The sequence below is a fragment of the Ruegeria sp. O5 genome (genome assembly GCF_056535105.1).
In genome coordinates this window covers 1-24,624 of sequence record NZ_JBQERN010000023.1, presented here as the reverse complement: position 1 = coordinate 24,624, position 24,624 = coordinate 1, and the positions used below count along the sequence as shown (strand labels likewise).

Here is a 24,624-nt window from a genome sequence, read left to right as displayed (position 1 = left end):
CCGCTGGGGACCCGTTATGCAATCTCTCGTGACCTTTGCACGTCGCGTCAGTATCGTGCCTACGCTGCTGGCCTGTGCCGCGCTGTTCATCCTGATGGTGATGACCTTCTTTGATGTCATCCTACGTTCTGTTTTCAATGCCCCGATCGAGGCGGCCACGGAACTGACCCGGATCCTGATGGCCGTCCTCGTGTTCTCGGTCTTGCCGATGATCTCGGCAGGGAAGGGTCAAATCGCTGTGGATTTGACGGATGGGCTGTTTTCACGCCTGCGGTTAAGTCGGGTACGTGATGCAATTGTGTATCTGTTCTCTGGCATAATGCTTTTTTGGCCAATTCAGCGTGTCTGGGTATTGGCTGAACGTGCGCGGGATTACGGGGACGTCACGGAATATCTTTCGATCCCAGTCTTCTATGTAGGCTGGTTCATCTCGGGGTTCATAGCGATCACCGCTGTTGCAATGATCATCACCGGCTTCTTGCACTTCTTTGCCCCCCATACCTTGTCGGAGCACCCCCAATGACCGCTGCGCTGATCGGTTTTGTTCTTGTTCTTGTTCTTGTGCTGGTGCGCTTGCCTATCGTGTTTGCAATGGGATTGGTCGGAACGCTTGGCTTTGCCTATGAACGCGGCGGCAGCATTCTGTCCGAGCGCGGGTTAAAGGCCGCGATGTCGATGGTGGGTCGTCAGATCACCGACACCGCGCAGGATTACGGCCTGTCGGTGGTCCCGCTGTTCATCCTTATGGGCCTATTCGTGAACAAGGGTGGGCTTGCGCGTGAGCTTTACGCAGTTTCAAACGCTTTTCTGGGCCATTTTCGGGGTGGTATCGCCATGGCGACGGTTGCGGCATGCGGAGGCTTTTCAGCCATTTGCGGCTCGTCTCTGGCAACGGCGGCCACCATGTCCAAGGTCGCAATGCCGGAAATGCGCCGCTATGGCTATTCCGACGAGCTGTCGACGGCATCGATTGCAGCGGGCGGCACACTTGGTATCCTTATTCCGCCGTCGGTGATCCTGGTCATCTACGGGCTGCTGACCGAAACCTCGATTGGGAAACTTTTCGTTGCGGGTATCATTCCCGGCCTGCTTGGCATTCTGTTCTACCTGCTCGCCGTGCGCTGGACCGTCGCGCGCAAGCCCGAGTCAGGACCGGCGGGCGAACGCCACGGCTGGGCCGAGCGTCTGTCCGCAGTTCGCTCGGTCTGGGCCGTCTTGCTGCTGTTCTTTCTGGTGATTGGTGGATTGTACGGTGCTTTTGATTTTCATCCGTTGAACCTGACCTTCAGCCCGACCGAGGCGGCAGGCATGGGTGCAATGGGCGCTTTCCTGATCGCTCTGTCACGAGGTGGGCTTACTTTGGGGTCGACTTTTGAGGTGCTGAAGGAAACCGCCTATACCGCCGCAGCATTGTTTTCGGTTCTGATCGGCGCACAGATCTTTTCGAATTTCATCAACCTTGCCGGTCTGCCTGAAGCGCTCATCGCATTGGTTACGGCGTACGACGTTGAACCCTTTGTGGTGATCCTGATGATCCTTGGGATCTACATCATTTTGGGTTGCGTCTTTGAATCCCTTTCGATGCTGCTGCTGACAGTGCCGATCTTTTTCCCGCTGGTCACGTCGTTGGGGTATGACCCGATCTGGTTCGGCATTGTTGTGGTTGTCGTGACCGAAATCAGCCTGATCACTCCACCCGTCGGTTTGAACGTTTTCATTCTGAAAGGCGTGGTCGGAGATGTGTCAACAGGAACAATCTTCAAGGGTGTTACTCCGTTCTGGGTAGCGGATATCTTCCGGCTGGCCCTGATCGTTCTGGTGCCATGGTTGGTGTTGGTTCTGCCTGAACAAATGGGGGCGATGGGGCACTGATGTTCTCTCTGACCGCGCTTCCGGACGGGTTTCACACAGACCCCTATCCTGCCTACGCCGTTATGCGCGAAGATACGCCCGTCTGCTGGCAACGTGACGGATCGGTTATCCTGTCCCGATACGAGGATCTGGACCTTATTTACCGGGACACCTCGCGATTCATATCGGACAAGAAAGCGGTATTTGGTCCCAAATACGGGGTCGACAGCCCCTTGTATGAACACCACACCACCAGTTTGGTGTTTAATGACCCGCCGCTGCATACCCGTGTTCGCAAGGTAATGGTCGGCGCGATGAATCCGCGCGCGTTGGCGCAAATGGAACCGGGTCTGATCCAGCTTGTCGATGGGCTGCTGGACGAGATGCAGGTCAAGGGCAACGTCGAACTGATCGAGGATTTTGCCGGGGCAATCCCGATCGAGATCATCGGCAATCTGCTGGGTATACCACGATCCAAACGCGGGCCATTGCGCGATTGGTCTCTGGCCATTCTTGGTGCTTTGGAGCCGCAATTGACACCGGAGCAGGAAGAGTGGGGTAACCGCTCGGTCTCGGACTTCAAAGACTTCCTGCGGCATATCATCGAGGATCGTCGCGCCAACCCCGGAGATCCGGCTACGGATGTCCTGACCCGGCTGATCCAGGACGAAACGGATGGTGGCCTGACCGAGGTCGAGCTGTATCAGAACTGCATATTCATCCTGAATGCTGGGCACGAGACCACAACGAACCTGATCGGCAACGCATTGGAGCTGTTGGACCGGCACCGCGACAAGCGGGCGGAGTTGCTGGCCGACCCGGATCTGATCGGTTCGGCCGTGGACGAGTTTCTGCGGCTGGAAAGCCCGAACCAGTTCGGCAATCGCCTGACCACCGTTGATGTAACGTTCCACGGTCAGTCCATTCCGGCTGGTACTGATGTTCATCTGTGTATCGGTGCGGCCAACCGTGATCCACGACAGTTTGACTGGCCCGACGAGATGATCTTGGACAGACGCCCGAACAAGCATCACGCCTTTGCCGGAGGGCCTCATACCTGCGTTGGTCTGACCCTCGCGCGTCTGGAGGGCCGGGTGGCCGTGGGCCGGTTTCTGGCCCGTTTTCCAGACTATCGCATCACCGACGGCGCCGAACGGGGCGGGCGTATCCGGTTTCGGGGGTTTGCACGTTTACCCGCGCGGGTCTGAATAACCCGGCTTAGGAAATATGCTTGGTAATTTATTGACCGACCGTACGGTTTAAAATATGATTTCACGAGACCGGCTTGTGGCAGCGCGGGGATCGCGACAAAGATGAGGAGACGCTCATGACTATCCAACAGATTTCCAGCTTTGCAGCCGGTGAGTGGGTTTCGCCCGGCGAGGGTGCCCGCGCGATAGCTAGCGCTGTGACCGGCGAGGTTATCGCCACAGCGGGTAACAATGCTTTGGATGTCCAGGGGATGTTGGACTATGCGCGCAATGTCGGGGGGGCGGCACTGCGCAAAATGACGTTCCATGAACGGGCCAAAATGCTCAAGGCGCTGTCCGTCCATTTGGGTCAGCACAAGCAGGCGATGTATGACTTGTCTTTCAACACCGGTGCCACGCAATCGGATCATATGATTGATATCGACGGCGGCATCGGAACGATGTTTGTCTTTGCCGCAAAAGGCCGTCGTGAAATGCCGGACGGACATGTCTATCTGGATGGCGATGTCGAGCAGCTTTCGCGCAACGGCACTTTCCTGGGGCAGCACATCTGCACCCCGCTGCAAGGCGTGGCAATTCACATCAACGCGTTCAATTTTCCGGTTTGGGGGATGCTGGAAAAGCTTGCCCCAACCCTTCTGGCGGGCGTTCCGGCGATTGTAAAACCCGCCACAAGCTCGTGTTATGTGACCGAGCTATGTGTTCGGTTGATGCTTGAGTCCGGCATCTTACCAGCGGGTGCATTGCAGTTGGTTTCGGGTGGTTTGGGTGACATGCTGGACCGTCTGACTATGCAGGACGTGGTCAGCTTTACCGGATCCGCCGATACAGCCCTGAAACTGCGCTCCAACCCGGTGATCCTTGAGAACTCGGTACGGTTTGTCGCGGAACAGGACAGCCTAAACTGTTCGATCCTTGGCCCCGATGCCGCGCCGGGCACGCCGGAATTTGACCTCTTCGTGAAGGAAGTCCAGCGCGAGATGACCACGAAGGCAGGGCAGAAATGCACCGCAATCCGTCGGATCATCGCGCCCGAACCGCAGGTACAGGCGGTAATTGACGCGTTGTCGGCGCGACTGGCGAAAACGACCATTGGCGACCCAAAGCTGGAAGCCACCCGTATGGGTGCGTTGGTTTCGAACGGTCAGAAGCGTGATGTTCTGGAAAAGGCTGCTATCCTCGGGCAAGAGGCCGAGTGTGTCTTCGGCAACCCCGATGATTTCGCGGTTGAGGGCGCTGATGCCGAAAAGGGGGCGTTCCTGCCGCCCATGCTCTTCCACTGCGCCAATCCTGACGCGGCGCAGCGCGTGCACGACACCGAAGCCTTTGGTCCGGTCAGCACAGTGATGGGGTATCGCGATCTTGACCATGCCATCGAGCTGGCGAACCGTGGGCAGGGCTCTTTGGTGGCGTCGGTGATCACCCATGATCCCGAGGTTGCGCGACAGGTTGCCATGGGATCAGGGGCGTATCACGGGCGTCTGTATTTCAACAACCGTGACTCGATGAAGGAATCCACTGGTCATGGCTCACCTCTGCCGCACATGGTTCATGGCGGTCCAGGACGCGCCGGTGGCGGCGAAGAAATGGGTGGGGTGCGGGGTGTGAAACACTATATGCAGCGCACCGCCATTCAGGGTTCGCCCGATCTGCTGACAGCGATTGGCCGGAAATGGGTGCCTGGCGCGACCGAAGTCGAAGGTGCTGCTCATCCCTTTACCCGTCGGTTTCACGATCTGTCGATTGGCGAGACCCTTCACACGGCGCCGAGAACCATCACCATGGAGGACATTGAACACTTCGCCAATTTCACCGGTGATACCTTCTATGCGCATATGGATCAGGCAGCGGCGGAACGTAACCCGTTCTTCCCGGGCCGGGTAGCACATGGGTACTTGCTGTTGTCTTTCGCAGCCGGATTGTTCGTCGAACCGAACGAGGGGCCGGTTTTGGCAAATACCGGTCTTGACGGGCTGCGTTTCATGAAACCGGTCGAGGCAGGTGACACCATCAAGGTGCGTTTGACGGTCAAGCACAAGACCAAGCGCAATGATGACTACGGCGAGGTTCGCTGGCACGTTACCCTGACACAGCAGGATGATGACCTGGTCGCAGAATATGAGTTGCTGACCATGGTTGCCTACTAGGCGAAGGTGCAGGTGCGCAGGGGCTGGATGGCAATTCCCTCCGGCCCGATTATACTGTGCTTATGAAAGATACGGCCCCAGAATGGTTCGAAACCTGCGTCAGCCAGTTGACCACAACTGGCACGCAACGTGTGTGGTCAGTGCTGGTCACGATTTTCGGTGATCTGGCCCAGAGCGGGTCTGACCAGGTTAGTGGCGCGCTGATCACAGCGCTGACCAACCTTGCTGGGATCAAGGCCGAAGCCACGCGTGTTGCGCTGCACAGGCTGCGCAAGGAAGGCTGGATCGAAAGTACGCGGGTCGGGCGAAACAGCGTTCACAGACTGACCGAATATGGCCGCCGTCAAAGCGCAGCCGCCGCCCCGCGCATCTATTCCCGCGAGACGAATACGCCAGAAATCTGGCATATGCTTATCGCCAGCAACTCGGAATGTTCGCGAAAAGAGCTGGCAGATCTGATGCTGACCGGAGATTATATTTCAGTTAACCTCACAACAGCCATGTCGGCAGGACCCGTCCCGGAGAACCTTGAAGAACTGCTGGGTGTTGAAAGCAGCGCTACTTCGATCCCCGGCTGGCTGCGCGACCTTTGTGGCCCTGAAGTGCTGAAGTCTGCCTATGATCAGTTTTTGCATTCCATTCAAATCACCGAGCAAATGCTGCCTGTCGATGGCGTCGGCGATCCGCTTAAAATAGCGGTGCTGCGCGTATTGATTGTGCATGGGTGGCGTCGTTTGGTCCTGCGCCATCCGTCCCTGCCTCCGGCCTTTTTGCCCGCCGATTGGAAGGGCGCGGAGTGTCGCGCGGCGGTGTCCCGACTGCTGGGGCAATTGCCCAAACCAGATCTTGCGACGCTGGAATCTGCGGTGGGTGGTTAGCTCTTTTCTTGCCGTGTCCGGGATGGCGCTGTTGGGGATTGGAAGACGGATGTGAAAGAAGTGCCATTTTATGTTACAGAAAACTTATTTGAGCGATTACATGGTAACATAATGCTTGCGCCGAATCGATTGAACATTTATTAACCGACCAGACGGTTAATGACTTGTGTTCCAACAGGAGACCCAATTGATGGATGCCTTCATCTGCGACGCAACCCGCACCCCGATTGGGCGGTATGGTGGTGCGCTTTCATCGGTTCGCACGGATGATCTGGCGGCTATCCCGCTAGCGGCCCTGATGGCGCGCAACCCGCAAGTCGACTGGACCAGTGTGGATGACGTCATTTTTGGCGATGCCAACCAGGCAGGAGAGAGCAATCGCAACGTTGCCCGGATGGCAGCCCTGCTGGCCGGATTGCCGACGGACGTGCCGGGAACAACGATAAACCGATTGTGTGCCAGTGGCATGGATGCTGTCGGAATGGCGGCGCGGGGCATCAAGGCAGGCGATTATGATCTTGCTGTCGCAGGTGGCGTGGAAAGCATGTCGCGCGCACCGTTTGTGATGCCCAAAGCGACGGCGGCGTTTACGCGCAGCAATGCGGTTTACGACACCACGATTGGCTGGCGCTTTGTGAACCCAAAGCTAAAGCAGCAGTATGGCGTCGACTCCATGCCGCAAACTGCTGACAATGTCGCCGAAGATTTTGGGATCAGCCGTGAAGACCAGGACGCCTTTGCCGCGCGCAGCCAGGCGAGATGGGCTGCGGCCCACGCGGCAGGCGTGTTCCACGAGGAAATCACACCGGTTACGATTCCACAGCGCAAGGGCGATCCGATTGTTGTCGATACGGATGAACATCCTCGCCCGGGAACCACAGCGGAAAAACTCTCGGGCCTCAAGGGTGTGAACGGGCCGGAGAAAACAGTGACCGCTGGGAATGCCTCGGGCGTGAATGACGGTGCCGCCGCGATCCTGATGGCGAATGAAGTGGCAGTGGCAAAGAATGGTTTGACCCCGATTGCCCGTGTGGTCGGTATGTCTGTCGCGGGCGTCGAGCCTCGGGTCATGGGTATTGGTCCGGTTCCTGCCAGCCGAAAGGTTTTGGCGCGCGCGGGGCTGAGCATCGACCAGATGGATGTGATCGAATTGAACGAGGCGTTTGCGTCGCAAGGTCTGGCTACACTGCGAGAGCTTGGCCTGCCCGATGACGCCGCCCATGTGAACCCGAATGGCGGTGCAATCGCCCTTGGTCATCCATTGGGAATGAGCGGCGCCCGACTTGTGTTGACCGCAGCGTACCAACTGAAACGCACCAAAGGGCGCTATGCGCTTTGCACAATGTGCGTCGGCGTCGGGCAAGGCGCTGCACTTATTCTTGAACGCGTGTAACGGAGGAGGCGGGACATGTATGCTCAGATGGTAGAATCCGAGGCGTCAAACGATGATCCTGAAAAGCTTGCTGAATTTCAGGCGCGGATCGACGCGGATATCAAGATTGAACCCAAGGACTGGATGCCTCAGGGGTATCGCAAGACGCTGATCCGCCAGATCGGACAGCACGCGCATTCCGAGATCGTCGGGCAATTGCCCGAAGGGAACTGGATCACGCGTGCGCCGACGCTGCAACGCAAGGCGATCCTTCTGGCCAAGGTGCAGGATGAAGCCGGCCATGGGCTCTACCTTTATTGTGCGGCCGAAACACTGGGTGTCAGCCGCGATGAGATCACCGAGATGCTGCTGGACGGTCGCATGAAATACTCGTCGATCTTCAATTACCCGACGCTGAACTGGGCGGATATTGGCGCGGTCGGATGGCTGGTCGATGGCGCTGCAATCATGAATCAAGTGCCGCTGCAAAGAACGTCTTACGGGCCGTACTCACGCGCCATGATCCGCATCTGCAAGGAAGAAAGCTTCCATCAGCGCCAAGGCTATGACGCGATCCGCAAAATGGCCGAAGGCACGCCCGAGCAGCGCAAGATGGCGCAGGACGCGATGAATCGCTTCTGGTACCCGTCGTTGATGATGTTTGGACCGTCCGACAAGGATTCTGTCCACTCCGCGCAGTCGATGGCTTGGAAGATCAAGATCAACACCAATGATGAGCTGCGCCAGAAATTCGTCGACCAGACCGTCCCACAGGCCGAATATCTGGGACTGACAATCCCCGACCCGAACCTGAAGTGGAACGAAGAGCGCGGGCATTACGATTTCTCAGAGCCGGATTGGTCGGAATTCTTCGATGTGATCAAGGGCAACGGCCCCTGCAACGTCGACCGACTGGCGGCGCGCAACAAGGCTTGGGATGACGGCAAATGGGTGCGTGACGGGCTGTTGGCCCACGCCCGCAAGAAACAGGCCGGCAATCTGGCCGCCGAATAAGCTTACCCTGAGGAGGAAACCCGATGAATACCGAATGGCCCCTGTGGGAAATCTTCATCCGCGGTCAACATGGGATGAGCCACCGACATGTCGGCTCGCTGCATGCCCCGGACGCGGAAATGGCGATCAAGAATGCACGCGATGTTTACACCCGCCGCAACGAAGGCGTGTCGATTTGGGTGGTAGAAGCCAACAACATCTCGGCGTCGTCGCCCAGCGACAAAGGCCCGTTGTATGAACCCAGCGAAAGCAAAGTGTACCGCCACCCGACCTTTTTCGACATCCCCGAAGAAGTGGGGGCGATGTGATGACCCGCGACGAAGCGTTTCAGCAGTTCCTGCTGCGGATGGGGGACAATACCCTGATCCTGGGCCATCGCGTCAGTGAATGGTGCGGCCACGCGCCAGTGTTGGAGGAGGATATTGCACTGGCCAACATAGCGCTGGACCTGATTGGGCAGACCCAGATGTGGCTTGGCCTTGCCGGCGAGATAGGTGGCGGCAAAACCGCCGATGATCTGGCATTTCTGCGCGACGCGTGGGATTTCCGCAATGTGTTGCTGGTCGAGGTTCCGAATGGTGATTTCGGCCGCACCCTGATGCGCCAGTTCCTGTTCGATGCCTGGCATTCGATCATGCTCGGCCGTCTTCTGACATCCTCTGACGATCGTGTCGCCGCGATTGCTGCCAAAGCCAGCAAGGAAGTCGCCTATCATCTGGAGCGTTCGGCAGAAACGGTCGTAGGTCTGGGTGATGGAACCGAAGAAAGCCACACCCGGATGCAGGCAGCACTGGATTACCTCTGGCCCTATGTGGGCGAGATGTTTGTCAGCGATGACATCGACGCTCAGATGGCTGCGGCCGGGATTGCGCCGAACCCGGCCGATCTGCGCGAAGAATATGATGCGCTGGTCAAACGGGTTCTGGCCAAGGCGACATTGACCCTTCCGGAAAGCCGATTTGCCCACAAAGGCGGGCGGGACGGGCGCATGCATACAGAACACCTGGGGCACCTTTTGACCCAGATGCAGTGGTTGCAGCGCGCATACCCCGGTGCAAGCTGGTAACATGTGATGCAACGCCACTCGACCGACCAGATCTGGGATTGGCTGGATGCCGTACCGGATCCCGAGATTCCGGTAATCTCGGTTGTCGATCTCGGGATCGTGCGCGATGTGCGTTGGGATGCCGAAACGCTGCTCGTGACGGTCACACCAACCTATTCGGGCTGTCCGGCAACATCCGTCATCAGCATGGATATCGAAACCGCTTTGCACGATCACGGTATCGAAGATGTGCGGATCGAAACCTGCATCTCACCAGCCTGGACAACCGATTGGCTGAGCGAAAAAGGCCGTGCCAAGCTGGAAGAGTTTGGCATCGCCCCGCCACAACCGGCGGGCGGGCCAGAGCGCTGCCCGCATTGCGGCAGTAAAGCAGTTGAAAAGGTCAGCCAGTTCGGTTCGACCCCGTGCAAGGCCCATTGGCGCTGCACCGACTGTCTGGAACCCTTTGACTATTTCAAGTGCATCTGAGGAGGAGCACCGGATGGCACGTTTTCATGACCTGAAAGTCACCGACATCCACAAAACCATCCGCGATGCGGTTGTCGTGACGCTTGAGCCTGTCAACGGCGCGGCGGATCAGTTCGATTTCACCGCAGGCCAATACCTGACGTTTCGCCGCGACTTTGACGGAGAAGAGCTGCGCCGGTCCTACTCCATTTGTGCGGGCAAGGATGACGGGGTACTGCAAGTCGGGATCAAACGTGTCGAGGGCGGTGCATTCTCCAGTTGGGCCAATTCCGAGCTTAACGTCGGGGACGTAGTGCAGGCGATGCCACCGATGGGCAGCTTTCACACTCCGATCGATGCGAATGCAGATAAACAATACCTTGGCTTCGCTGGCGGCTCTGGCATCACGCCGGTTCTGTCGATCCTGAAGACAACACTGACCCGCGAACCCAAATCCCGCTTTACGCTGATCTACGCCAACAAGGGCATCAACACGATCATGTTCCGCGAGGAGCTGGAAGACCTGAAAAACCTCTATATGGGCCGCCTGAACGTTATCCATATTCTTGAGGCGGATGCACAGGAGATCGACCTGTTCACCGGTCTGGTGACGCAGGAAAAATGCGCTGACTTGTTCGAACATTGGGTCGATATTCAGAACGTGGACACAGCTTTTATCTGCGGTCCCGAGCCGATGATGCTGGGGATCGCTGCCGCGCTGCGCGCGCATGGTCTTGACGACAGGCAGATCAAGTTTGAACTCTTTGCCAGCGCTCAGCCGGGCCGGGCCAAACGCAAGGAAGGTGCGGCAGATTCGGGCACGCAGGCGAACCAAACCAGTGCATCAATTACTCTTGATGGGTCCACTCAGACGATAACTCTGCCCAAGGACCAATCCATTCTGGACGCAGCCTTGGAAAATGCCATGGACGCCCCATACGCCTGTAAGGCCGGTGTCTGTTCAACCTGCCGCTGCCGCGTTCTGGAAGGCGAGGTCGAGATGCTCGCCAATCACGCGCTAGAGGATTACGAGGTTGAAAAAGGCTATGTGCTGAGCTGTCAGGCTTATCCGGTTACCGACCGCGTGGTCGTGGACTACGACCAGTAAAGGGAGAAGACCGATGACTGACACCATGACACTCGACAGCTATCTGGCCGCAGGCGGTGTGCTGACCAACCCAACCAATGTTCCGCCACGCTACCGCGCCGAACTCATGAAGCTGATGGCCACGTTCGTGGACAGCGAACTTGCCGGTGCTGCCGGATTCGCCGACATCATCAATCAGGGGCCGGGCATCAAGGAACGGATCGCAGCCGCCAGGATTGTTCTTGAGAAAACGGATCACGCCGATCAGGTTCTCAGGATAATGGGTGAGTTTGGGGCCGATACCGAGAGATATGCCACACATCATCCGTGGACGGCTCGCTTGAATCGTGACGCAGATATCGGCGCGACCCGCAGCGCACATGACATGCGCCTTGCCGTATTCAATTATCCGATCTCGGGCTGGACCGACGCGGTCATCATGAACCTGCTGATGAGCCGTGCGGTCATGGAACAATTGGCCGAGTTTTCAATGGTTTCCTACCAACCGTTGGCTGAAGCTTTCCGCAGCATCGCCCCGGTCGAAGCCCATCATGGCGCGTTGGCGTTGGAAGGTGCTGTGAAGCTTGCCAAGAGCGGAGAGACAGAGCAGATGCAGGATGCGGTTAACTATTGGTGGCCGCGTGTCGCTGTATCCTTTGGTGGCGATGATCTGAAACGGTTTGAGCTTCTGAAATCGCTGGGCTTGCGCCACAATGGCAACAACGCACTGAAAGAGCGTTGGGTTCAGACAGCATGTGCCGCCGTGAAACAGCTGGGTCTGAAACCACCGGTCTAGTTCAGTGTGAACGCCAAAGGCGGGTTGAGAGGCAATTCCGGGCGTGGGCGATGTGAAACTCGCCCGGCGGTGCAAATCTCCGAATGCGGCCCGTTCATCCCCTTAGGTATTGTTGGTCCACCAGGTTCTGAGAACAATGACCTGACGTTTCACGCCGGCAGGTTGCGGTATTGGTTTTTTCCTCTTTTCATATCGGAGTGATTGCGCAAACTGAGCGTAATCAAGCGCCGGATTAAACTCACCAGAAGATAGTGCCTTGGCGGCCGTTCTGGCGCGAGCAGAGTTTGAGGACATCACCGCCACAACGCACCGGAAGGAACCGCCATGGATTTTGCCCCATCGCCGCGCGCCACGGAAATGTATGACCACCTGAAAGCGTTTATGGAGGCGCATATCTACCCGCGCATACGCGATCACAAAGAAGAAATGGCGGCAGGCGGTTTCCCGGTTTCGTTTATGGAAGATCTCAAGGCGTTGGCCCGGGCCGAAGGGTTGTGGAACTTGTTCCTGCCCAGCCTGCGCGACGATGAACCCGGCACCCGGCTGAGCAATCTGGAATACGCGCCGCTGGCCGAACTTATGGGGCAGGTGGCCTGGTCTTCGGAAGTGTTCAATTGCAGTGCGCCGGATACCGGCAATATGGAACTGTTGCACATGTTCGCCACCCCGGAACAGCGCGAGACATGGCTGGTGCCGCTGTTGAACGGTGAAATCCGATCCTCTTTTGCGATGACTGAACCGGATGTGGCCAGTTCGGACGCGACCAATATTACCACTTCGATACGGCGTGAGGGGGACGAATACGTCATCAATGGCCGCAAGTGGTTCATCACGAACGCCTGTCACCCGAACACCAGATTGTTTATCGTCATGGGTAAAACGGATCCCAATGCGGATCGGCACAAACAACAAAGCATGGTCATTGTCCCGAAGGACACGCCCGGTTTTGAGATTGTTCGCAACCCCACCATTCTGAACATGCACGACCCCGAAGGCCATGCCGAGCTGGTCTTCAAGGATGTGCGCGTTCCGGTCAGCAATCTTTTGGGCGAGGAAGGCAGCGGGTTCGCTCTGGCGCAGGCCCGGCTTGGTCCCGGTCGCATCCACCATTGCATGCGTTCGATCGGTGCGGCGGAAATGGCGCTTAACCTGATGGTCGAACGCGCGCAGGAACGGAAAGCGTTTGGCAAGCAGCTTGCAGAACAGGGCGTGATCCGCGAGTGGATCGCCAAATCCCGGTTAGAGATCGAACAGGCGCGGTTGCTGACCCTGAAAGCAGCCTGGAAGATTGATCAGGTGGGCGCCAAAGAAGCGTTCCGAGAGATTTCATTGATCAAGGTGGTAGCACCCAATGTGCATGCTGCTGTCACGGATCGTGCGATGCAGGTCTTTGGGGCGATGGGCATGACCCCGGATACACCGCTGGCCGACAGCTATACCTGGGCACGCGCGCTGCGATATGCGGATGGTCCGGACGAGGTGCATTTGCAGGCGATTGCCAAGCAAGAGTTGAAGAACTCGAATTTTGGCATGTCGGCCCAATGGCTGACCCCGCCATCGCGCTAGGCCCGGGGCGGCATCAGGTCTTGCGCGACCTGCTTTGTTTGAGCGTTAGAAACTGGGTATTTGTCCCGCGGCAGGGGGTAGGAAGCGAAGGACAGGACGTCCTGCGAAAATCCTACTGCCCTCTGACCTCGCGCACCCATGCGATGATGGTTTGGCGCGCTTCCACGTCCATTTGAACCGCTGAAGGCGGTGGCATGGCATGGCTGATCCCGGCCTGCAGGTAAATCTGGTCGGCGTGCCGGGCTACATCGCCCGGCGTTTCCAAATAAACTTTCTTCGGGGCCCATTTCATGGTGCCATAAACCGGCTCGCGGGCATGACACATCGAACAATTGCCCAGCACGGTGTCATAGGCTTCTTCAAACCCAGCAGCCGACGCAAATTTTTCTTCGTAAGGTGTCAATGCCCTTGCTTCGGCGTCCTCCCATGTCTCGCCGGTTCTGACAGAAGACAGCCATGCGATCACGATCATGAGGATGACAGTAACACCCCAGGTCCAGTGCGGCCCTTTCCCGGTTGCGTGCATCGTGTTGAAGTAGTGACGGATGGTCACGCCGGTCAGAAAGATCAGGCTGGCGATGATCCATGAATACTGGGTGCCAAAGGCCAGAGGATAGTGGTTCGACAGCATCAGGAACACGACAGGCAAGGTCAGGTAGTTGTTGTGCGTCGAACGCACCTTGGCGATCTTTCCATATTTGGCATCCGGCGTCCGACCCGCCTTGAGGTCTTCCACCACGATCCGCTGGTTGGGCATGATCTGGAAGAACACATTGGCCGTCATGATGGTTGCAGTGAACGCACCCAGGTGCAAAAGCGCGGCACGACCGGTAAAAATCTGATTGTAACCCCAGGACATAGCCACCAGAATCACGAACAGCAACAGCATCAGCGCGGTGGGTTGCTCACTCAGGCGCGACTTGCACATCTGGTCGTAAAGCAGCCAGCCGATGGTCAGTGACCCGCCAGAGATCAATATCCCCTGCCACAAAGCCAGATCCGCTTTGGTCGGATCAAGCAGGAACAACTCGCCCCCGACCCAATATATGATCATGAGCAAGGCCGCACCCGAAAGCCATGTCGTATAGCTCTGCCATTTGTGCCAGGTCAGGTGCTCGGGCATACGCGCGGGTGCGACCAGATATTTGACGGTGTGATAGAACCCGCCCCCGTGCACCTCCCACTCCTCGCCATAGGCCCCTTCTGGCAAGGCAGGGTTCGGCTTAAGCATAAGGTCGAGCGCGATAAAATAGAATGACGCGCCGATCCACGCCATCGCCGTGATCACATGCAGCCAGCGGACGGAAAAGGCCATCCACTCCCACATAACAGCCAGGTCATACATGGCGTTGCTCCTACATATCCAAGTTCTTCGGCACTCTAGGCGACAGAGGTTTCATCGGGTATTGCTACGAAAGATCAAGCAGTATCAAAAATAGCAATACAATTGTCAGTCTACAGGAACACGCAGCGCAACGCTCAACTTCCGCGATAAGTCGCGTAGCTGAAAGGCGAAAGTAGCAGCGGAACATGATAGTGGGCGTGTTCGGACATCCCGAATCGGATCGGGATCAAATCCAGAAAACGCGGGCTTTCAGGCGGCACGCCAGTGGCGTCGAGGTATTTGCCCGCATGAAACAGCAGCTCGTATTCGCCTGTCGAAAACTCGGCCTCGGGAAGGATTTGTTCATCGGTGCGGCCGTCCTCGTTGGTGAGCAGAGTTTTCAGCAACGTGCGGTCTGTTCCGTTGATCCGGAACAACTCGATCTTCATCCCACTGGCCGGGCAGCCCCGCGCCGTATCCAGGACATGTGTTGTAAGGTAACCGGCCATTTGCACCTCTCGCTAAGCATTGCTGTTACTATTGCAATACCTTCGCGGCAGGCAAAGGCAGTCTGTCAAAAGACTGCTTACAGTATTTTTTGAAAAACATAGGTGATTGTTTGGGTTATTCGTCTTTTCAGCAAGAGGGAAATTGATGTGACGCGGTATCCACGAGACATGACCGGCTATGGCCGGCAAGTGCCAAACGCAAACTGGCCAAACGGGGCCAAAATCGCAGTTCAGATTGTCCTGAACTATGAGGAAGGCGGCGAGAACAACGTTTTGCACGGGGATGCCGCATCCGAGGCGTTTCTTTCCGAAATCACCGGTGCGGCCCCTTGGCCGGGGCAAAGGCACTGGAACATGGAATCCATTTACGAATACGGCAGCCGCACAGGGTTCTGGCGGGTGCATCGGCTTTTGCAGGACCTTCCTGTCACGGTTTATGGCGTTGCCACAGCATTAGCCCGTGCACCGGAGCAGGTTGCGGCGATGAAGGCCGCAGGCTGGGAGATTGCCAGCCATGGCCTGAAATGGGTTGAGCACAAGGACATGGACGCGGAAGAAGAACGCGCCCAGATCCGTGAGGCGATCCGGCTTCATACCGAGGTCGTCGGCAAGCCCCCGCGTGGCTGGTACACGGGCCGCTGTTCGATGAACACGGTCGATCTGGCCGCCGCCGAAGGCGAGCTGGCCTATATTGCCGACAGCTATGCCGACGACTTGCCCTATTGGGTCAAGGCCGGTGGCAAGGATCAGTTGATCGTGCCCTACACGATGGATTGCAACGATATGCGGTTTGCAATTCAGGCGGGCTATACCAACGGCGAACAGTTTGAAAGCTATCTCAAGGACAGCTTCGACATGCTTTATGCCGAAGGCCAAGAGGGCGTGCCGAAGATGCTTTCGATCGGACTGCATTGCCGCCTCATCGGCCGCCCTGGTCGCGCCATGGCCCTGAAACGCGCACTCGACCACTTCAAGAAACATGACGGGGTCTGGTTTGCCACCCGCGAACAAATCGCTGATCATTGGGCGCAAATGCATCCGCCAAGTCAACGGCTGACCCCGTCGGAAATGGACCAGCCAACCTTTGTCGCCGAATTTGGCGGCGTGTTCGAACACAGCCCGTGGATTGCCCAAGCGGCCTTTGATCTGGAGCTGGGTCCCACGCATGACAATGCCGCAGGGGTTCACAATGCTCTGGCGCGCGTATTCCGATCTGCCACAGCCGAGCAGCGGCTTGGCGTCCTGACAGCCCACCCGGATCTGGCAGGCAAACTTGCTGCTGCGGGTCGTCTGACCAAGGAAAGCACGGCAGAACAGGCCGGAGCAGGTCTCGACATGCTGACGGATGAAGAGCGTGCGACCTTCACGGCCTTGAACGACACCTACACGACCAAGTTCGGCTTTCCTTTTATCATTGCGGTCAAGGACAACACCAAAGCAACCATTCTGGAGGCTTTTCGCCGTCGGATAGACAGTGATCGAGACACCGAATTCGCCGAGGCCTGCCGTCAGGTCGAACGGATTGCCGAGTTGCGGCTGATCGAGAAATTCGCGCAATGACATCCACGCTGAAACTCCGGCCACTGACCGCCGAGGTCTTTGCACCGTTCGGCGATGTCATCGAAGTGTCTGGCGCGGTGGACAAATACATCAATCAGGGAAAATGCGCGCGATACCATGATCGCGCCCAACTGGATTTCCATGAGGGGCGCGCAGGGATCAGCGTTTTCCAATCCCAGGCCTTCGACCTGCCCATCAAACTTGAAATGGTCGAGCGTCATCCCGACGGCAGCCAGGCCTTTCTACCGCTTTCAGATAAACCCTTTGTCGTTGTCGTAGCGCCCGACAACGCGGGTGTACCGGGTGAGCCGGTTGCATTCATGACCGCGCCCGGACAGGGCGTGAATTATCATCGGAACACCTGGCACGGGGTACTGACACCGCTTCATCCCCCCGGGTTGTTCGCCGTGGTCGACCGAATAGGAAACGGGCCCAACCTTGAGGAATATTGGTTCCAGAACGCCTACACGATCACTGAATAAGGGACATTGCCGGAAGAGGGGCCGGTCCACGTAGTTTTTTTGGGAGGAAAAACGCGATGTCAGATGCAACTTTAGGGACGCCGGAGCAGCTCCGCGACCCGAACTACACCCCGCCAATTCTGAAGGCGGTCCCTTTGGGAATTCAACACGTGCTGGCGATGTTCGTTTCCAACGTCACGCCAGCCATCATCGTTTGCGGTGCGGCGGGTTTCGGGTTTGGTTCAAACAGCCCCGATTTCCCGCAGATGATTTACATGATCCAGATGTCGATGTTCTTTGCGGGCGTTGCGACACTGTTCCAGACCATTGGGCTGGGGCCTGTTGGCGCCCGCCTGCCAATCGTGCAGGGAACGTCGTTTGCCTTTATTCCGATCATGATCCCGTTGGTGGTTGGAAAGGGCGTTGACGCGATTGCTGTATTGATGGGTGGTATAGTCGTAGGCGGCCTGTTTCATGCCAGCCTTGGGTTGTTCATTGGCCGAATTCGCTTTGCGCTTCCGCCCTTGGTTACCGGTCTTGTCGTGACCATGATCGGGCTTGCGCTTGTCAAGGTCGGCGTCCAGTACGCCGCAGGGGGTGTACCCGCCATCGGTACCGAAGAATACGGCTCTGGTCTGAACTGGCTCATGGCCGGAACTGTGATTGTTGTTACGCTGGGCCTGAAGTTTTTCGCCCGCGGTATGTTGTCGGTGTCGGCGGTTCTGATTGGCCTGTTGGTCGGATATGTTGTGGCATTCGCACTGGGTCAGGTAAATTTGGGCAATGTTGGGCGCGCGGCTCCGTTTGCAATGCCGAACCCATTTCACTTCGGTATCGAGTTTTCATTCGCGGCGATCATCGGGTTTTGTGCGATGTCCTTTGTATCGGCTGTAGAAACGGTCGGGGATGTGTCCGGTATCACCAAGGGGGGCGCGGGACGCGAGGCAACCGACAAGGAAATTCAGGGCGCGACTTTTGCCGATGGTCTTGGAACTGCGGTATCAGGCGTCTTTGGGGCCCTGCCGAACACGTCGTTCAGTCAGAACGTTGGCCTGATCGCCATGACCGGTGTCATGAGCCGCACGGTCGTAACCATAGGTGCCCTGTTCCTGATCATATGCGGGCTTATCCCCAAGATCGGCGCGGTGATCTCATCCGTTCCGATCGAGGTTCTGGGCGGTGGTGTGATCGTGATGTTCGGTATGGTGGTTGCAGCCGGTGTCTCGATGCTGTCGGACGTGACGTGGAATCGCCGCAACATGGTGATCTTTGCGATTTCACTCAGCCTTGGTCTGGGCTTGCAGTTAGAGCCCGGCGCTTTACAGCATCTGCCCGGAACTCTCAAAGTTCTGGCGACATCCGGGATCTTGCCTGCTGCGATCATTGCCATTGTCCTGAATCTGGTTCTGCCCGAAGAGCTTTCGGATGAAGCGACGGAAGAGGTGTCCGGTGGAATGGCAGGCCACGGGCTGGGCTCTATCGAACAGGACGATCACGTCTGACCGGTTCGGCCCGGACTTGTAAATGAATAAGCGGCGCACTGAGCGCGCCGCTTTTTGATTTCAGGTCTGGCAGGCTTGCCCATCGCTCACATATGTAACGCGTTACTCGACGCCCGCCTTGGCGACCACAAGGGGATGTCGTCAGAAATCGACCTCAATCGCGATGCCTTTCTGTACGGCCAGCTCGACAACAGATGCAGCAACCGCCAGATCCTGAAGACCGACGCCTGTGCCATCGAACAAGGTGATCTGATCGTCTGATGTTCGGCCCGGATTCGTCCCGTTGATGACCGCACCCAACTGGATCAGGTCACTTTCTCTGATCAGGCCCTGTGCCACGGCGTGTTGCGCCTCGCCAATCGAAATTGACTGTGCGATTTCATCTGTGAATACGGATGCTTTGGCCAACAACGCCGCCTCGACTTCCTGCTTGCCCTTGGTGTCCGTTCCCATGCACGCGATATGCGTTCCGGGGCTCACATGGTTTGCCATCAGCGATGGTGCAAAAGCCGAGGTGATCGAGATTATGACATCCGCCTCGGTCATGCCATCAAGTTCGACCGCTTCAAACGGAACACCGGCTTCATTGGCGACCTTTTCAATGTTCGGCAACATCTCGGGATGGTAGTTCCAGCCAAGGACCTTTTCAAAGGTGTGGGTCTCCAGCGCTGACCGAAGCTGAAAGGTTGCCTGATGCCCGGCCCCGATCATACCGATCACCCGCGCGTCCGCACGGGCAAGGTGCTTGATGGATACAGAAGAGGCCGCCGCAGTGCGCAAGGCCGTCAAAAGGTTGCCGCCAATCATCGCTGACGGTTTTCCGGTGTCAGGGTCAAAAAGAAAAACAGTGGACTGGTGATTGATCAATCCGCGCTTTTCCAGGTTATTTGGCCAATACCCGCCGGCCTTCAGGCCCAGTGTCAGCCCGGCGCGGTCAAACCCGCCTTTAAAGCCGTACAGGGCGTCCTCATGTCCGATGGCTTCGCGCACGACAGGAAAGTTATAGGCGTCCCCTGCAGCCATGGAGGCAAAGACCTGTTCGACGGCTTCAAAGGCCGCGTCGCGGGTCATGAGGTTGGCGATTTCGCGCTCGGGTACGATCAGCATGTCATTCTCCACTTGGAATTCGTGCGCCCGTGCGATTCACCGACAAAAGCGGGCGCGCACGGGCGACTGTCCGGCCATGTTTGGCCGGCGGTTTGTTCTTTGAGCATTCAAGCTCAGTACGCGCGGCCGCGGGCTGACACCGGCCAAACGCATTCGACCTTGCCATTCCGGACGCCCACATACCAATCGTGCACGTTTGCAGTTGGGTCACAGTGCCCTGGCACCAGTTTCAGCTTGTCATTGACCTTGAGCGCCCCGCTCGGATCCATCACGACGCCATGTTCATCCGAGCATTTGATGTATTCGACATCGTCACGCCCGAAAACAACAGGCAGACCGCTATCCACCGACTGCGCCTTCAGACCCGCATCGACAATCGCCTTGTCCGCCTTGGCATGGCTCATGACGCTGGTCAGGATGAAGAATGCGTTCTCCCACTCGCCCTGGTCGATCCGGTTGCCGTTCTCATCCAGGATGCGACCGTAATCGGCATCCATGAACGCATAAGACCCGCATTGCAGCTCATTATACACGCCCGAGTTGGATTCGAAGTAGTAAGACCCCGTACCGCCGCCCGAAACCAGCTCACACTCGATACCCTCGGCTTTAAGGCCGTCTACCGCGTCTTTGACCATCGCGATGGCGGTATCCAGTTTTTCCTTGCGTGCCTCATAGCTGTCGAGGTGTTGCATGGCGCCCTGATAGGCCTGAATTCCGCTGAATTTCAAGTTGTCTGCAGCCTCAACCGCCTTGGCGATTTCAATCACTTCGGGCGTCGTTGTGACCCCGCACCGCCCTGCGCCGCAATCGATTTCCACGAAGACTTCTAGCTGTGTTCCATGCCGGACTGCCGCCGCCGAAAGGTCGGCGACATTTTCCAGATCGTCGACACACACGATAATGCGGCTGCCCAGCTTTGGCAGGCGTGCGAGGCGGTCAATTTTGGCCGGGTCACGCACCTGGTTCGAAACCAGAACGTCCTTGATCCCACCACGAACGAAAACTTCGGCCTCGGAAACTTTCTGGCAGCAGACACCAACGGCACCACCGATTTTTTCTTGCAGCTTGGCCACGTCAACCGACTTGTGCATTTTACCATGCACGCGGTGACGCATCCCGTGCGCCTTGGTATAATCGCCCATCTTCCTGATGTTGCGTTCAAGCGCGTCGAGATCCAAAATCAGGCTGGGTGTCTGGATATCTGCTTCGTCCATGCCGGGCTTGGCCGGAATATCGTAACCTACTTCGAACTGGTCGAGAGTGCTCATATCTTTCATCTCCGTAATCCTATACCGGGATAGTTTTTTGTTGGGGTGTATTCAGACATTCATCCAGGGCAGCCGGTCCAGATCGACATTGCCACCTGTAACAATCACTCCGACACGCTTGCCCTTGAAGGCGTCCGGGTTTTTGAGAACCGTGGCCAGCGGAACGGCCGAAGATGGCTCCATCACAATCCGCAGGTGCTTCCATGTCAGTTTCATCGCATCGATGATCTCTTGCTCGGAGGCTGTGTAAATCTCTGAGACGTGGTTTGAAATGAAATGCCAGGTGAGATCCTTCAGCGGCACCAGCAACCCGTCAGCAATCGTCTTTGGCGCATCATCCGCGATGATATGACCGGCCTTGAAGCTGCGATAGGCGTCGTCTGCCTGTTCAGGTTCTGCCGCTATGATTGCTGTTTCTGGGGCCAGATTGGACAGGGTCAAACAGGTTCCGGATACCATGCCACCGCCGCCGATTGGCGCGACGACTGCGTCCAGACCGTCGGTCTGCTCGATAAACTCGCGCGAACAGGTGCCTTGGCCGGCGATGACCCGAGGATCGTTGTAGGGGTGAACAAAGTCACCGCCCGTAGCCGCCTGAACCTCGGCAAATGTCGCTTCGCGCGACGAGGTGGAAGGTTCGCATTCTGTAATCTTCCCTCCATAACGGCGGACCGTGTCCTTCTTTGCTTGCGGCGCTGTCCGCGGCATGACCACGTTGCAGGGAATGCCCCGTTTCATCGCCGCATAAGACAGGCACGAGGCGTGATTGCCCGAAGAATGGGTGGCGACACCTTTTTCGGCCTGTTTCTCATCCAGCCCAAAAACCGCATTGGTGGCACCTCGTACCTTGAAAGCGCCCGGTTCCTGAAAGTTTTCGCATTTGAAGAACAGCTGCGCGCCTGACAGTTCGTTGAGAAAGTCCGAGGTTCGCACCGGGGTGCGGCGGATATGGGGTTTGATCCGGTCATGTGCCGCAAGCATGTCTTCATAGGTTGGGATATACATTGTGCAATCCTTCATCATGCCGCGTTCTTCTGAACGGAACCGGGATGGCCACGATAGTATTCCTGTGCGGCAGCAACTCCGGACCCCAGGTCGATGTTCAGGCCCAGGTCAACCATGCACATCTCAGCAGTGGCGATCCCGGACAGAGCCATGACATCCGTCAGGCTGCCCAGATGCCCGATCCGGAACACCTTGCCCGCGACCTCACCAAGGCCCACGCCAAAGGCAACGCCGTATTTTTCAGCTGCGTGCGTGACAATATCCGTCGCGTTGAAGCCGTTCGGCGTGCGGATTGCGCTTACGGTATCGGAATAGACCGCCGGGCTGCTGGCACAAAGCTCCAGCCCCCACGCCCCCACAGCGGCACGGACCCCTTCGGCAATCCGGTGGTGTCGGGCGAAAACGTTCTCCAGACCTTCACTCAACAGCATAGCGCAGGCTTGATTGAGGCCATTCATCAACCCCACAGCGGGTGTATAGGGGTAAGCATTGTTGGTGTATCCCTTGGTCATGTCCCGGACGTCAAAGAATGTGCGGGGCAGGGTGCCGGTTTTGGTTGCTTCCATCGCTTTCTGGCTGAAACCGACGATGGCAAGGCCAGCGGGCAACATGAAACCCTTCTGCGACCCGGTAACGGCAACATCCACGCCCCATTCATCAAACCGGAAATCCATCGACGCGATGGATGAGACGCCATCAACAAAAAGCAGCGCCGGGTGTTGCGCAGCAGTCAGCGCCTTGCGCACGGCAGCGATATCCGACTTCACGCCAGTTGCCGTCTCATTATGCGTGGCTAGAACCGCCTTGATCTCATGGTTTTTGTCGGCGGCAAGGATTTCTTCGTACCGGTCAGCCGGCAGCCCATCGCCCCACGGGGTTTCGACGATCTCAACATTCAGCCCATGGCGTTGGCACATATCGATCCAGCGATGGCTGAACATGCCGTTACGGGCCACCAGAACCTTGTCACCTGCGGACAGCGTATTGGTCAGGGCGGTTTCCCAGCCCCCGGTGCCGGTCGACGGGAAAATGAAGACTTCGGCACTGTCGCTTTTCAGAATTTTCCGAACGCCCGCGCGCGCAGGATGCAGGATTTGCCCGAACAATGGCGAACGGTGGTCGATCGTGGGCATATCGCACGCCTTGCGCAGGCTTTCCGGGATGTTCGTCGGGCCAGGGATGAAAACGGGGTTTTGAAAGCTCATGGATGGTCTCCTTGCGTCCTTGCCTGCACAATAGGTTCCAGCCGCCTGATTGGAAATTTTTTTGAAAACGCATTTCAAAATTTGTATAATGAGATTTAACTTATAGTTGTCAGTGGGTTATATTTTTCATGCTGTGAAATAGTCTTTCATAAATGATCAGAGGGTTTTTATGGAATCGCAAGACAATGACCCGAAGCTCCGTCGCAAGGCCCGCGGAAGACCGCGGGGGTGGGATGACAAAACCGCGCAGAATACGATCAAATCACTGGATCGGGCGATGGAGGTTTTCGAGTATCTGAGCCAGGCCCAAGGCAAAGCTCTTACTGAACTTTCAGATGAAATGCGCCAGGCACCGGCCACTGTTTATCGCATCCTCGTGACGTTGCAGGGCAGGGGCCTGGTCGAGTTCGACCATGAAGAACAGGTTTGGCACATTGGCCCGCAGGCGTTTGTGATCGGCTCGCGGTTTCTGCGCCGTACCAGTCTTGTGGAACGGGCAAGGCCGATCATGCGCAAGCTGATGGAAACCACGAGCGAGACCGCCAATTTGGGCATTGAGAAAGAAGGTCTGGTGCTGTTCCTGAGCCAGGTTGAAACACATGAAAGCATCCGGGCGTTTTTTCCCCCCGGCACATTGTCACCCATGCACGCGTCGGGCATCGGAAAAGCGTTGTTGGCCCATATGGACGAAGACAGATTGAACCGAAGGTTGGCCGCCGCGAATTTACAGGCTTTTACGGATCAGTCGATTACCAGCCCCGAGGCGTTGAAGAAAGATCTTGCAGCTATCAGATTGCGGGGTTTTTCCGTGGACAACGAAGAAAAGACTACAGGTATGCGATGCATTGCAGCACCCGTTTTCGATATGAACAGAGAGGCGGTCGCAGGGCTTTCCGTGTCCGGGCCAACCAGCCGCGTCGGAGCAACCGAAATCGAACGGCTGAGCCGCCCGGTGATGGAAGCCGCGCGCCGGTTGACGCTGGCTATTGGTGGGACAGTGGTGTCTCCGCAACCCTAAGGTTTTGCCGCCAAATTGCGGCGAATGCTGACCCCGGATCCGTCTGCCGCGCCACAACACCAACGCGCGGAGATGTGCCTCGCAAACAAAAACTGAAACGCGATTCAGATGTACCCATCTCCGGTCACCCGATTTTCAGCCCCCTCTCATTACTGAGCGACTTTTTGTTTTTGTTTGTGTTTATTGAACTGTTGGTCGAAGAGGTTTTTGAAGGGTCCGTTTTTCTGCAT

23 protein-coding genes are annotated in these 24,624 nt (G+C 57.2%); 17 read left to right on the top strand and 6 right to left on the bottom strand.

The genetic code is table 11. The features are described 5' to 3' along the window. Positions 1 to 16: 16 nt before the first annotated feature. The 13 genes from ACR0M3_RS18450 to ACR0M3_RS18390 all read left to right on the top strand — a co-directional run bounded on the left by ACR0M3_RS18450 (position 17) and on the right by ACR0M3_RS18390 (position 13,435). Positions 17 to 523: a TRAP transporter small permease gene (locus tag ACR0M3_RS18450; RefSeq protein WP_209507551.1), complete on the top strand. Its 507-nt coding sequence runs from the start codon at positions 17 to 19 to the stop codon at positions 521 to 523. After that, positions 520 to 1,872 carry a TRAP transporter large permease gene (locus ACR0M3_RS18445; protein WP_267366798.1) on the top strand — a complete coding sequence of 451 codons (1,353 nt, stop codon included), beginning with the start codon at positions 520 to 522 and terminating at the stop codon, positions 1,870 to 1,872. Before ACR0M3_RS18450 ends, ACR0M3_RS18445 begins: the two co-directional genes overlap by 4 nt. Further along, on the top strand, positions 1,872 to 3,059 hold the full coding sequence (locus tag ACR0M3_RS18440; RefSeq protein ID WP_480912072.1) for a cytochrome P450: 1,188 nt from the start codon (positions 1,872 to 1,874) through the stop codon (positions 3,057 to 3,059). Before ACR0M3_RS18445 ends, ACR0M3_RS18440 begins: the two co-directional genes overlap by 1 nt. A 119-nt stretch (positions 3,060 to 3,178) precedes the next feature. Then, entirely contained in the window at positions 3,179 to 5,209 is a 2,031-nt protein-coding gene (paaZ, locus tag ACR0M3_RS18435) for a phenylacetic acid degradation bifunctional protein PaaZ (RefSeq protein ID WP_480912069.1), read from the top strand. A gap of 62 nt (positions 5,210 to 5,271) precedes the next feature. Further along, positions 5,272 to 6,087, top strand: coding sequence for a PaaX family transcriptional regulator C-terminal domain-containing protein (locus ACR0M3_RS18430; protein ID WP_480912066.1), 816 nt, complete (start codon positions 5,272 to 5,274; stop codon positions 6,085 to 6,087). A 190-nt stretch (positions 6,088 to 6,277) separates the two neighbouring features. Then, positions 6,278 to 7,480 carry a 3-oxoadipyl-CoA thiolase gene (gene pcaF, locus ACR0M3_RS18425; protein WP_480912064.1) on the top strand — a complete coding sequence of 401 codons (1,203 nt, stop codon included), beginning with the start codon at positions 6,278 to 6,280 and terminating at the stop codon, positions 7,478 to 7,480. Positions 7,481 to 7,495: 15 nt separating this feature from the next. Beyond that, positions 7,496 to 8,473, top strand: a complete 978-nt coding sequence (paaA, locus tag ACR0M3_RS18420) for a 1,2-phenylacetyl-CoA epoxidase subunit PaaA (RefSeq protein ID WP_480476985.1) — start codon at positions 7,496 to 7,498, stop codon at positions 8,471 to 8,473. A 23-nt stretch (positions 8,474 to 8,496) separates the two neighbouring features. Continuing rightward, complete coding sequence (gene paaB, locus ACR0M3_RS18415; RefSeq protein WP_209507558.1) at positions 8,497 to 8,781, top strand: 1,2-phenylacetyl-CoA epoxidase subunit PaaB; 285 nt, start codon at positions 8,497 to 8,499, stop codon at positions 8,779 to 8,781. Beyond that, positions 8,781 to 9,539: a 1,2-phenylacetyl-CoA epoxidase subunit PaaC gene (gene paaC, locus ACR0M3_RS18410; RefSeq protein ID WP_480912062.1), complete on the top strand. Its 759-nt coding sequence runs from the start codon at positions 8,781 to 8,783 to the stop codon at positions 9,537 to 9,539. Before paaB ends, paaC begins: the two co-directional genes overlap by 1 nt. Positions 9,540 to 9,545: 6 nt before the next feature. Further along, positions 9,546 to 10,007 (top strand): 1,2-phenylacetyl-CoA epoxidase subunit PaaD, encoded by a 462-nt coding sequence (gene paaD / locus ACR0M3_RS18405; RefSeq protein ID WP_267366243.1) that lies wholly within the window; start codon positions 9,546 to 9,548, stop codon positions 10,005 to 10,007. Positions 10,008 to 10,020: 13 nt separating this feature from the next. Continuing rightward, complete coding sequence (locus ACR0M3_RS18400; protein WP_480559103.1) at positions 10,021 to 11,094, top strand: 2Fe-2S iron-sulfur cluster-binding protein; 1,074 nt, start codon at positions 10,021 to 10,023, stop codon at positions 11,092 to 11,094. Positions 11,095 to 11,107: 13 nt separating this feature from the next. Further along, positions 11,108 to 11,869: a Phenylacetic acid catabolic protein gene (locus ACR0M3_RS18395; RefSeq protein WP_480912060.1), complete on the top strand. Its 762-nt coding sequence runs from the start codon at positions 11,108 to 11,110 to the stop codon at positions 11,867 to 11,869. 324 nt (positions 11,870 to 12,193) lie between these two features. After that, a complete protein-coding gene (locus ACR0M3_RS18390; protein WP_480507706.1) occupies positions 12,194 to 13,435 on the top strand; it encodes an acyl-CoA dehydrogenase family protein in 1,242 nt (413 codons plus the stop codon). A 112-nt stretch (positions 13,436 to 13,547) separates the two neighbouring features. Here the strand turns inward: ACR0M3_RS18390 and ACR0M3_RS18385 are convergent, their stop codons facing one another. Next, positions 13,548 to 14,780 carry a urate hydroxylase PuuD gene (locus tag ACR0M3_RS18385; protein ID WP_480912057.1) on the bottom strand — a complete coding sequence of 411 codons (1,233 nt, stop codon included), beginning with the start codon at positions 14,778 to 14,780 and terminating at the stop codon, positions 13,548 to 13,550. Between the two features lie 134 nt (positions 14,781 to 14,914). Beyond that, complete coding sequence (gene uraH, locus ACR0M3_RS18380) at positions 14,915 to 15,268, bottom strand: hydroxyisourate hydrolase (protein WP_480912054.1); 354 nt, start codon at positions 15,266 to 15,268, stop codon at positions 14,915 to 14,917. A 147-nt stretch (positions 15,269 to 15,415) separates the two neighbouring features. Here uraH and puuE point away from each other — a divergent pair, with 147 nt between their 5' ends. The 3 genes from puuE to ACR0M3_RS18365 are packed head-to-tail and all read left to right on the top strand — an operon-like array spanning position 15,416 to position 18,791. Next, positions 15,416 to 16,828, top strand: a complete 1,413-nt coding sequence (puuE, locus tag ACR0M3_RS18375; protein ID WP_480912052.1) for an allantoinase PuuE — start codon at positions 15,416 to 15,418, stop codon at positions 16,826 to 16,828. Continuing rightward, complete coding sequence (locus ACR0M3_RS18370) at positions 16,825 to 17,310, top strand: ureidoglycolate lyase (RefSeq protein WP_480774441.1); 486 nt, start codon at positions 16,825 to 16,827, stop codon at positions 17,308 to 17,310. Before puuE ends, ACR0M3_RS18370 begins: the two co-directional genes overlap by 4 nt. A gap of 56 nt (positions 17,311 to 17,366) precedes the next feature. Next, the gene (locus ACR0M3_RS18365; RefSeq protein WP_480507713.1) at positions 17,367 to 18,791 is read left to right on the top strand and encodes a uracil-xanthine permease family protein; all 1,425 of its coding nucleotides are present in this window, start codon (positions 17,367 to 17,369) and stop codon (positions 18,789 to 18,791) included. Between the two features lie 141 nt (positions 18,792 to 18,932). Here the strand turns inward: ACR0M3_RS18365 and bhcD are convergent, their stop codons facing one another. The 4 genes from bhcD to bhcA form a co-directional block, all read right to left on the bottom strand. Next, on the bottom strand, positions 18,933 to 19,898 hold the full coding sequence (gene bhcD, locus ACR0M3_RS18360; RefSeq protein WP_480774440.1) for an iminosuccinate reductase BhcD: 966 nt from the start codon (positions 19,896 to 19,898) through the stop codon (positions 18,933 to 18,935). 113 nt (positions 19,899 to 20,011) lie between these two features. Continuing rightward, positions 20,012 to 21,175 (bottom strand): 3-hydroxy-D-aspartate aldolase BhcC, encoded by a 1,164-nt coding sequence (gene bhcC, locus ACR0M3_RS18355; RefSeq protein ID WP_480912049.1) that lies wholly within the window; start codon positions 21,173 to 21,175, stop codon positions 20,012 to 20,014. A gap of 42 nt (positions 21,176 to 21,217) precedes the next feature. Beyond that, complete coding sequence (gene bhcB / locus ACR0M3_RS18350) at positions 21,218 to 22,186, bottom strand: beta-hydroxyaspartate dehydratase BhcB (protein ID WP_480774451.1); 969 nt, start codon at positions 22,184 to 22,186, stop codon at positions 21,218 to 21,220. After that, a complete protein-coding gene (bhcA, locus tag ACR0M3_RS18345; protein WP_480901053.1) occupies positions 22,186 to 23,376 on the bottom strand; it encodes an L-aspartate--glyoxylate aminotransferase BhcA in 1,191 nt (396 codons plus the stop codon). Before bhcA ends, bhcB begins: the two co-directional genes overlap by 1 nt. A 169-nt stretch (positions 23,377 to 23,545) precedes the next feature. On the opposite strand from bhcA, the gene bhcR reads away from it, so the two are divergent. After that, the gene (gene bhcR, locus ACR0M3_RS18340; RefSeq protein ID WP_480539962.1) at positions 23,546 to 24,394 is read left to right on the top strand and encodes an HTH-type transcriptional regulator BhcR; all 849 of its coding nucleotides are present in this window, start codon (positions 23,546 to 23,548) and stop codon (positions 24,392 to 24,394) included. The last annotated feature ends 230 nt before the right edge of the window (positions 24,395 to 24,624 follow it).